We start from the raw sequence: 9,731 nt of genomic DNA, 5'->3' as shown, positions 1-9,731 counted from the left end.
CCGATTTCGTGAATCTTAGGGGGGTCGGTCTGCCACACTCTTAAGATACAAGGGGCTGCCTGGAGTGATCGCTACAGCGAGGAATTTCATCGAATTCACGTCAGATTAGAACCGGCGTCCAATAGGTCTGAATGGGCAGAATTGACAAATTTGCGGTCTTTGAGACTTGTCCGACTCTCAACGCTCAACGAGTTCTCGCTTCACTTGAGTCAACAGCCCTTCGCAGGCATCCATTAGCAGATCGATGACTTGATTAAACCCTTGTTCGCCGCCGTAGTAGGGGTCGGGCACTTCTCTGAGCGTGTGACGAGTGCAAAAATCACACATCAAGCGGACTTTGTAACTGTACTTCCCAGCGCGATCGAGGGCGCAAATCCCTTCATAGTTGTCGCGATCCATCGCCAAAATCAGATCAAAGTCTTCTAAGTCGGATTTTGTAAACTGACGGGCGCGACCCACTAGCTCAATGCCTTGCAGTTTGGCAGCAGCAGTCATGCGGCGATCGGGCGGACTGCCAATGTGATAGCTCGAAGTCCCCGCTGAGTCACAAATAATTTGATCTGAGAGACCTGCCTGCTGGATCAGGTGATTCATAATGTTCTCAGCAGACGGAGAGCGGCAGATGTTACCGAGACAGACAAAAAGCAGTTTGTAAGGCATTGGGATTTTAGATTCTGGACTTGATAGCGGAACTTTTATTCAACAACCTTTTATTCAATCACTGATTATTCAATCACTGAGGAGTCAAATTCACAACAACGTTCATCCAAAATCTAAAATCCAAACTGAACTTAGCCCAAGCCAGGGAGATTGAGACCGCCTGTGAGTTCTTCCATCCGTTCGCGCATCGTAGCGGTGGATTTGTTGTAAGCATCCTTGGTGGCAGCTAACACTAAATCAGACACAACATCCGCAGATTCTTGCAGCGCTTCGGGGGCGATCGTGACCTTTAGCGGCTCTTGGTTTCCACTCACCACGACTTTGACAAGCCCACCGCCCGCTTCGCCTTCGATTTCCATCTGTTCGAGTTCTTCTTGGAGACGTTTTGCTCCTTCTTGAACCTGTTGCGCTTTTTGAAAGGCATCTTTTAGCTCTTTCATTTTGCCGAGACCAAAGCCAAATCCCTGTCCTTGTGACATAACTTCCTACGGGGTGTGAGTGGAATGTAGATCAGAATTTTCGCAGATGCGATCGACTCTTTGCCCAATTTTTATCAAGCAACAGTCAAACAAGCAAGCTTCATTATGACATCGCCTGACTCAGACAGTTCACTGAGTCCAAAAAGTAAAAAGGGAAGCTGCTAGAGGTCGCTTACCCGGTTAACTGACAAAAGTCCTGAACTCTCGGTCTGTGGGTGATCAAATGGTAGTCAAAGTTGGCAGATGCTGTTAGCTTCGCAAATGTCTTCAGCAACGCACCTAGATCGGTTGAAACTCGCCCAACATTTTGACTTCTGGCTCTAACCAAAGAGACCACTGTTGCTGAACCTGCTGCTGAACATGCTGAATTAGGGCAAAAATGTCGGTTGCAGTCGCGCCGCCGCAGTTGAGAATAAAATTGGCGTGACGTTGAGCAATCTGAGCGCCGCCAATCTGATGCCCCTTTAGCCCGGACTGCTCGATCAGCCAGCCCGCCTTATAGTCGCGTGGATTGCGAAAAACGCTCCCACAACTGGGCAAATCGTAGGGTTGAGTTTTGAGACGGTGATGCTTATGGTTGCTGGTTTCTTCTAAAACTTGCGTGGGGTCGGCACCAGGATTGAGTTGAAACGTGGCTTGCGTCACCAAACGACGATCGCCCTGCAAGGCCGACGTTCGATATCGATAATCTAAGTCCGCAGGGGTGAGAATCTCGATCGACCCATTGGGCAACAAAACGTGAGCCTTGACCAGAGAATCAGCGACGCATCCCCCATGAGCGCCCGCATTCATGACCACCGCTCCGCCGACCGTCCCCGGAATCCCAACTGCCCACTCAAAGCCCTGCCAGCCGCGATCGGCTAGTTGCCACGCAAGTCTCGGAAGCGGCTCTCCAGCGCCCACCGTCACCTGTCCCAAATCTGCATTAAAGGCCATATGGCGAAAATGACGAGTCGAAACCACCAGCCCCGGAAGCCCACGATCGCTAATCAACAAATTTGACCCTGCACCGAGCATTGTAATCGGCAAGCCTTGAGCCGTTGCCCACTCAAAACTCGCTTGCAAATCTTCTAATCGACGGGGTGCAACATACCACTCTGCCGGGCCTCCGACCCGAAACGATGTCAGTGTAGAAAGTGGAACTTTGGCTTTTAGCAAACAGTCAGTACCAGGGAGCGCGATCGACAATATCTCATTCGGCTGAGGAGGCAGCGATCGAGACGAATTGATTTTAGTTGAAAAACTTGATTTGAGAGCGCTAATCGAAGTCCGGGGATCACTGGAGAGAGTCATGGTTTTTAGTTGCTTGAATACTCCAACCGAAACCCCTCACGGGTCGGATGGGCAGTTGCTAAATTTTTGCCACAAAAATTGGAGCGGTTACACCGTCCTGGAGATACGTTCTTGAGCAACCCCGGACTGATGCGCCATCACATCTGGGATCACTTGATTCAGGTTTCCCGCACCCAAGAAAATCGCCAGGTCTCCCGGAACTAAGGTGTCGTTCAAGAAGTGAGTGATCGCCTGAAGGGTCGGCTGGTAGAGCACATTAGGGTTGTGGTGAGCAATCAAGCTGGTCACCTGCTGTCCAGTGATCTGGTTTAAATCAGGCTCGCCTGCGCTGTAGATATCACTGACAATCACCAGGTCGGCGTTCGCGAAAGAGGCGGCAAACTCCGGTAAAAATGTTAGCGTTCGACTGTAGCGATGCGGTTGAAAGACGGCCACCACGCGCTGAGGTGGGACGGTCTGACTTGCCTGTAATTTTGCGGCCGCCAACGTCACCTGGATCTCGCTGGGGTGATGGGCGTAGTCATCGATAAAGAGAATGTCGTTAAACTGACCCCGCTTCTCAAATCGGCGGCGGGCACCCTCGAATAGCGCGATCGCCTCAGCAATCACTTCAAACTCTAGTCCCAACAGCCGTCCGGTCGCGATGCCTGCTAGAGCGTTGCTCAAATTATGAGTGCCCAGAAGCGCAATTTTTAGCTGTCCAAGAATTCTTCCGCGTTCCCAAACTCGTGCAACTGTCCCATCCGAGCGATAGTCTACCTGATCAACGCTGTAATCTGCGCCAGAGTCTCGGTGCAAACTATAGGTGATGGTCGGCTGAATGCGATCGCGCACCGTTTCACAATCAATGCTGCCAATTAACGTGTGACAATGACTCGCAAACGTCTGGAAGGTTTCGACGACCTGTTCTAGACTGCTGTAGTGATCGGGGTGATCGAGTTCGATATTGGTGATGATGCCGATCGCCGGAGAAAACTTGACGAGCGAACCGTCTGATTCGTCTGCTTCGGCGACTAAGTATTTTCCACTACCGACACGGGCATTGCCTTCCCAGGCGTTTACCTCACCGCCGACGATGATGGTCGGATCGACCCCCGCCTTTAACAGCAGGTAGCTAATCAAACTACTGGTCGTGGTCTTACCATGAGTGCCCGCGACAGCAATACTTTGGTAATCTTGAATCAGCGCTGCCAAAAGATCTGATCGGTGAAAAATAGGACAGCCTAGCTCGATCGCCGCTCGATATTCTGGATTGGCTGGATTAATAGCCGTCGAGCAAATGACCTGGGGAAGCTGCGCCAAATCACTTTGACTAAAATAGCTTTTTTGAGACGCTCTAGCAGCAACCGAACCGACCCCGACGATCGCAGGGGCAGGCTGCTCTAGATGGGACTTAAAAAACTCAAGGTTTGAGGCGTTTTGACTCGAAAAGATGTGGGCACCTAATTCTTGCAAACGCGCCGTAATATGGCTCAAGCGAACATCAGAACCGGACACAGGCAACCGACGCTTTGTTAAGACATAAGCGAGGGCTGACATTCCAATTCCACCGATTCCAATAAAATGAAATGGTCTGCCGCTGAAATCAACGGAATTCAGCATCTTAGCTCCTTACACACCACACCAATAACACGCGCTATCATATCAAGGATTGCTTTTTCACGGTATAGATTAATTGGAATTTGCGGTCTTTTCCTCTAGACAAGTGACAAAGCATTCCTATTAATTAAGTGAAAAATCGGATTTTGTCTAGCGGTTTTGATACATCTGCGTTTTGTGGATCATCCTAACTGGTTAACTACGCCACCAACTCGACGATTTCCTGATAAAAATACAGAGTCAGTTCAGTAATTTTTCTAGTTAAATTTGATTTGCCATTTACGATACCCTGGATCATTTAAAACAGCACAACCATAAAGAAAATTGATGCTGCTGTTTGACTTAACCAGGAAAAATGGAGTTTGTCACGCGATGTGCAACCTTAAATTGATGTCTCCCCTTTTTGAACGAGCTAAAGAGATCTCAACGTGAGGTCATCTACAGAATAATTCTCTAACTCCTTAAAATAGAAAACTCAAAGAAGTCGCACGTCGCGGTTTGATTCTGTTTTTTCATGAAAAAGTTAGCCATCTTTGGCGGCACGTTTAACCCGGTGCATCGAGGGCACCTGCACATCGCGGAGGCGGCTTTTGAGCAGTTTGCTCTGGACAGCGTACTCTGGGTTCCGAGTCGTCTGCCGCCGCACAAACGAGACCTCGCCAAGTTTGAGGATCGCTTAGAAATGGTGCGGTTGGCGATCGCCCCTCATCCTCATTTCACCACCTCAGACATCGAAGCTCGGCGAGAAGGCGTTTCCTGGGCGATCGACACCTTTCACGATCTGCAAGTGGTTTATCCCGACACACAGTGGTTCTGGATCATTGGTGCTGATGCGTTTGAGAATTTGGCCCGGTGGCGAGGCAGTGAGGAATTGCGGCAAGCCTGTATTTGGCTGGTGGCTCCGCGATCGAGGGAGGAGAGAGGAGGGAGGAGAGAGGGGCCAGGGGTCAGGGGTGAGGAGAAATTAAGTCAGAATTTAGGATTCAAAACTCAGAACGAGCGAGGGGTGCGATCGCAGTGGATTGAGATGGAGCTGATCGCGCTTTCGTCTAGTCTGATTCGTCAGTACAGGCGAGGCAGCGCAACCTTGCAGGAACCGCTTTGTCACCTGATCCCAGAGTCTGTAGAAGCCTATATCGAAGCCCACAAACTATACCAATCATAGGCTTTGAGCGACTCCTCACTCCTCACTCCTCACTCCTCACTTTTCTACATTTTTCCTTAAGAATCGATCAACCTTTTACGATATGATGACTCTCATTAATAGGTATTTATCTACAGAGGGCAAGACGCAGTGATTAGAGTAGCGATCAATGGCTTTGGACGCATCGGACGCAACTTCATGCGGTGTTGGGCAGGCAGGGAAAACAGTCAGATAGAAGTCGTCGCCATCAATGACACGTCTGACCCTAGAACCAATGCTCACCTGCTCAAGTACGACACCATGTTGGGCAGGTTTAACGCAGATATCGATGCTGACGAAAATACCATTACCGTCAACGGCAAAGTGGTGAAATGTACGTCTGATCGCAATCCTGAGAACTTGCCCTGGAAAGATTGGGACATCGATCTGATCATCGAATCGACGGGGGTCTTCATCAGCAAAGAAGGTGCCACAAAACACATCAATGCAGGTGCCAAAAAGGTTTTGATTACGGCTCCTGGCAAAAATGAAGATGGGACATTTGTCGTTGGCGTGAATCATGAGAAGTACGATCACCACAAACACAATGTCATCAGTAACGCAAGCTGCACCACCAACTGTCTTGCCCCGATCGCCAAGGTGATCAATGATAATTTTGGCATCATCAAAGGCACGATGACGACGACTCATAGCTATACAGGCGATCAGCGTTTGTTGGATGCCAGCCACCGAGATTTGCGTCGGGCACGGGCTGCGGCGATGAACATTGTCCCGACCTCGACGGGGGCGGCTAAGGCAGTCGCTCTGGTGCTTCCTGAACTGAGCGGTAAGCTGAACGGAATCGCGATGCGGGTGCCGACTCCCAATGTGTCTGTGGTCGATCTGGTCGTCAACGTTGAAAAGGCGACGATCGCCGAGCAGGTCAATCAAGTTCTCAAAGATGCTTCTGAAGGATCGATGAAGGGCATTATCAAATATTGCGATTTGCCTTTGGTGTCGAGTGACCACGCGGGGACGGATGAGTCGTCGATCGTGGATTCGGCGTTGACAATGGTGATGGGTGGCGACATGGTGAAGGTCGTTGCGTGGTATGACAACGAGTGGGGCTACAGTCAGCGCGTGGTTGATCTGGCCGAAGTCGTGGCCCAAAAGTGGGAACGCTAGTCTCAAGCACTAATTTGATTCATTGCCCTCAATTCCAAATTTGGAGTTGGGGGTTTTTTGTTGGGTTCATGGGGAGGGGCACTGGACGATGGAGTTTTTTCGCTTCGGTGTGCAAATCTTCTGCCCCCCAACCCCCCAATTCTGGCGGGCTTTAAGCGAGGATTTTTATGTCAAAGTTCTTTATCTGTGGGAAGTTGGGAGGACTTGCAGATTTGTAATCGTTTTGAATGAAGCCTTTCATCAAATTCCCACAAGCTTAGATTACTTCAGGCTTAGTTCGACACTGGCTAGTAGTTGTTTGAGTTGTTGTCGTTGTTGATCAATCCAAGCTTTTTCTGCTGCGCGCTGTTCGGGGGTTTCTTGTTGATAGCGCTTTTGAATGTTGAGAAAATAATTGTAGAAGGTGAGCGCCCACTTCACGACTTTTTGAAGCATGGCGAGGCGATCGCTAATCACCATTTCAACTCGCTGCTCAATTTTTGTCAGTCCTTCATCTCTAAACTTAGCAACTTCTTCCCAGGAGATGTCTCCAAAACGTTGCCGCCACTCTTCTATTTTGTAGTGAAGGCCTTGGGATAAATTGACGGTATGACTATCAGACAGAGTATCTAGGTGGCGCTCAAATCCATCTTCTACTTCTGTTAACAAACTTTTCTTCTTTTTAGTTAGCTGAAGTTTCGATTTTGGGTCAAGCAGGTCAACAAAAGACTGCGCTGCATTGAAATGTCTGGTATCAAATGCTTGCAACAAGTGATTAAGAACTTCTTTGATTTTGCTATCCAGATTTTCGGAGACAGAAACAACTTTCCCAGGTAAGTCTCGCTTAAACCCATCCTTGTCAGACCAGCCAATACTGTCTCGATATTGCTTTGTTTTTACATTCAGGTAGAAGCTTTCTTTTAATTCTTCGATCTGCTGAAACCATTCCTGCTTGGCTTGTCCGATAACCTCCGCCTTTTGTTGAGTTGCAAGTTGCTGAATGCGATTCCAACACCCGCTAATCTTTCCAACTTCCTCTAACATGACGGAATTTGAGACTTCGATAACTTGCTGCTTGCTTTGCCAAACTGCTTCCGATTGATCGAGAGCCTTTACGCAGACAATGAGATTTCTTCCAAGTTGAACCGTTGCTTTGAGAAACTCATCGAAACAAGGTTGAACCGAGTCACGTAGTGTTATTGCGGACTGTTTGAGTTCCGGAGTCCACTGACCTTTGCTCTCTAGCAGTTCTGTTGAAGATTGAGCGATCGCCCTCAAAGACATGAAATATTCGTTCATCAGTCAGACTCCCACAAAAAATCAGTAAATTTACTGAACCTGAGTCGGCTACTAGCGAATTTACTCACTACATCCTACTCAATCAGGAAGTTTACGGATAGACTGACGGCATCTCTATCGAAAATACACAGGTTTCCGTATGGAATGTGGATTCACTGCCGCAGGGCAAGCGCTTCTAGATGCAGGTAAACTGCAACACATGGTTGACAGTATGGGAAGAATCATGCCCGTGTTATTTGATCCTAAGACAGGCAGAATCAAAGAGATCGGTAGACTTATTACAGGAAACCAATTTCCGTCTCTTTTTGCCCCTTTGGACTTGATCGGAACGACCGCTCAGATGGTTCAGACACATCGAGGGTTTCAAAAAACTTACGAAATGATCGGAACACTTCAGCAAAGTCTGGGGGTCTTGCAAACGACAACAGCTATTATCGGGGCAGGGGTTGCAGTCACCGGAGTTCTGACCGCAGTGAATTTATATCAAACAGTGCAACTGCGAGAAGACGTAAAGCAACTGCGAAAAGAATTGAACAATGGCTTTTTGGATATTAAACAAGTCTTGACCTCACAACATACAGAGATTTTGCAGCGGATTGATCAGAAGGCCTTGGACGATCGCCGCCGAGAATTAGAACGCGCCTACGCCCGGTTTTCAGAAGCCACAAAGTTAGTTGGACTAGCGCTAGAGTGCCAAAATGTAAGTGCTAGAGACAAGTATTTAGCCAATGCAGTGCAGACGATGAGTGAGTCACTGGCAATCTACAACGACCCTCACTTGATGCCAGAGATGAATGCGGCTGGGAAATTGCGTCGATTTGAATGCGCCTGGACGATCGAGCAAACGATCGCGCTAGTCTTTCAATTACACAATGAACCGATCGCTGCCAGCAAATGTATCTCTGATCTGCAAAACAAGATTAAACAGAATGTTCTCTCAGTGGTGACTAGTTGTGAATCTCAAGTTGAATTAGACTTTATCTTTCCAGAAATTACTCGCATTCATCATCAAGACTTGCAGGTTTTAGAAGCGTGGCAAACTCAAATTGATGTAATCCGATCCCTTTCGCCCAGTGAATTACAACAACTTCCTAATCTGACGCTTGAAGACTTTGAGACGATCGCGCCTGACATTTTACAAATTCCCCCCGAAGAGGCATTGTATGAAACGCTGCGGACTCAAACTGATTTTCGAGGATTACGCGATCAGTTGCGCTTTATGATCAAACCTGAGTCACGACAAGCATATGAAGTCGCGATCGCTGATCTAGCTCCCAAATCAGGCTACTCCGCTCTAGTGCCATCTAGTTGGCAAGACGTTTCTGATCTAACCGTGGCTAATCTCTACTGGTATTTCAGCAATCTCAAAAGTGCTTGAATAAACTAGAAATCGACAGTGTTAAACCTGCATTCAATGAGCGTTACTATGAATCCATCTATCCCTGCTAATAACCCCGACTGGACACTCTACTATCAAGCCGTAGAAGGTGGCTCACCGCGAGAAACATTGTTGAAAGCATTAGCAAGGTTTGACACAGAGAGATTGTTAGATTGTCCCATGCTCCAAGCAGTTGATTTAGGCTGTGGGGATGGGCGGGATACTGTCGAACTGCTGCATCGCGGCTGGCAGGTATTGGCGATCGACGCAGAACAAGCCGCCTTCGATCGTCTCCTCAATCGTCCGATTCAACAAGACCACCTTCAAACTCAACTGATGCGTTTTGAAGCCTTGACTTTGCCTGCTGCGGTTGATTTGATTAATGCCAGCTTTTGTCTTCCCTTTTGTCCACCTGCCAATTTCTCAGACTTGTGGCAAACGATCGTGACCTCGCTCAAACCACAAGGACGCTTTTGTGGGCAGTTGTTTGGCGATCGTGATTCCTGGGCGGTTTATCCTCATCGATCGCATCACACGCGCCCACAAGTTGAAGTGCTTTTACAACCCTTTGAGATTGAGTGGTTTGAGGAAGAAGAACGAGATGGAATCACGGCGATCGGTGAAGAAAAACATTGGCACATCTTTCACATCGTTGCTCAAAAAAAGCCTGATCCAAGCAACTCAACGACTTTGGAAGAAACTAAAAGACAGACGTAACGGCTTCTCAACCTCAGCA

9 protein-coding genes are annotated in these 9,731 nt (G+C 48.3%); 4 read left to right on the top strand and 5 right to left on the bottom strand.

The annotated features are described in order from the left end of the window. Nucleotides 1–177 precede the first annotated feature (177 nt). The 4 genes from ACKFKF_RS26120 to murC all read right to left on the bottom strand — a co-directional run bounded on the left by ACKFKF_RS26120 (nucleotide 178) and on the right by murC (nucleotide 4,034). Complete coding sequence (locus tag ACKFKF_RS26120; RefSeq protein ID WP_446862322.1) at nucleotides 178–660, bottom strand: low molecular weight protein-tyrosine-phosphatase; 483 nt, start codon at nucleotides 658–660, stop codon at nucleotides 178–180. A gap of 131 nt (nucleotides 661–791) precedes the next feature. Continuing rightward, on the bottom strand, nucleotides 792–1,139 hold the full coding sequence (locus ACKFKF_RS26115; protein ID WP_446862321.1) for a YbaB/EbfC family nucleoid-associated protein: 348 nt from the start codon (nucleotides 1,137–1,139) through the stop codon (nucleotides 792–794). Nucleotides 1,140–1,418: 279 nt separating this feature from the next. Beyond that, entirely contained in the window at nucleotides 1,419–2,432 is a 1,014-nt protein-coding gene (gene murB / locus ACKFKF_RS26110; RefSeq protein ID WP_446870342.1) for a UDP-N-acetylmuramate dehydrogenase, read from the bottom strand. 87 nt (nucleotides 2,433–2,519) lie between these two features. After that, nucleotides 2,520–4,034 (bottom strand): UDP-N-acetylmuramate--L-alanine ligase, encoded by a 1,515-nt coding sequence (murC, locus tag ACKFKF_RS26105; RefSeq protein WP_446870341.1) that lies wholly within the window; start codon nucleotides 4,032–4,034, stop codon nucleotides 2,520–2,522. A gap of 511 nt (nucleotides 4,035–4,545) precedes the next feature. On the opposite strand from murC, the gene nadD reads away from it, so the two are divergent. Together nadD and ACKFKF_RS26095 are read left to right on the top strand one after the other, a co-directional pair. Continuing rightward, entirely contained in the window at nucleotides 4,546–5,196 is a 651-nt protein-coding gene (gene nadD, locus ACKFKF_RS26100; protein WP_446870340.1) for a nicotinate-nucleotide adenylyltransferase, read from the top strand. 129 nt (nucleotides 5,197–5,325) lie between these two features. Then, the gene (locus tag ACKFKF_RS26095; protein WP_446862317.1) at nucleotides 5,326–6,339 is read left to right on the top strand and encodes a type I glyceraldehyde-3-phosphate dehydrogenase; all 1,014 of its coding nucleotides are present in this window, start codon (nucleotides 5,326–5,328) and stop codon (nucleotides 6,337–6,339) included. 261 nt (nucleotides 6,340–6,600) lie between these two features. Here the strand turns inward: ACKFKF_RS26095 and ACKFKF_RS26090 are convergent, their stop codons facing one another. Next, complete coding sequence (locus ACKFKF_RS26090; RefSeq protein WP_446870339.1) at nucleotides 6,601–7,617, bottom strand: hypothetical protein; 1,017 nt, start codon at nucleotides 7,615–7,617, stop codon at nucleotides 6,601–6,603. A 139-nt stretch (nucleotides 7,618–7,756) separates the two neighbouring features. Between ACKFKF_RS26090 and ACKFKF_RS26085 the strand changes: the two genes are divergently transcribed. Beyond that, nucleotides 7,757–8,995 carry a hypothetical protein gene (locus ACKFKF_RS26085; RefSeq protein WP_446870338.1) on the top strand — a complete coding sequence of 413 codons (1,239 nt, stop codon included), beginning with the start codon at nucleotides 7,757–7,759 and terminating at the stop codon, nucleotides 8,993–8,995. Nucleotides 8,996–9,043: 48 nt separating this feature from the next. Then, nucleotides 9,044–9,712: a class I SAM-dependent methyltransferase gene (locus tag ACKFKF_RS26080; protein ID WP_446870337.1), complete on the top strand. Its 669-nt coding sequence runs from the start codon at nucleotides 9,044–9,046 to the stop codon at nucleotides 9,710–9,712. Nucleotides 9,713–9,731: the final 19 nt, after the last annotated feature.

The sequence above is a fragment of the Phormidesmis sp. 146-12 genome (genome assembly GCF_052939495.1).
The sequence above is the reverse complement of the archived record's forward strand: the minus strand, read 5'-3'. Positions and strand labels throughout refer to the sequence as shown.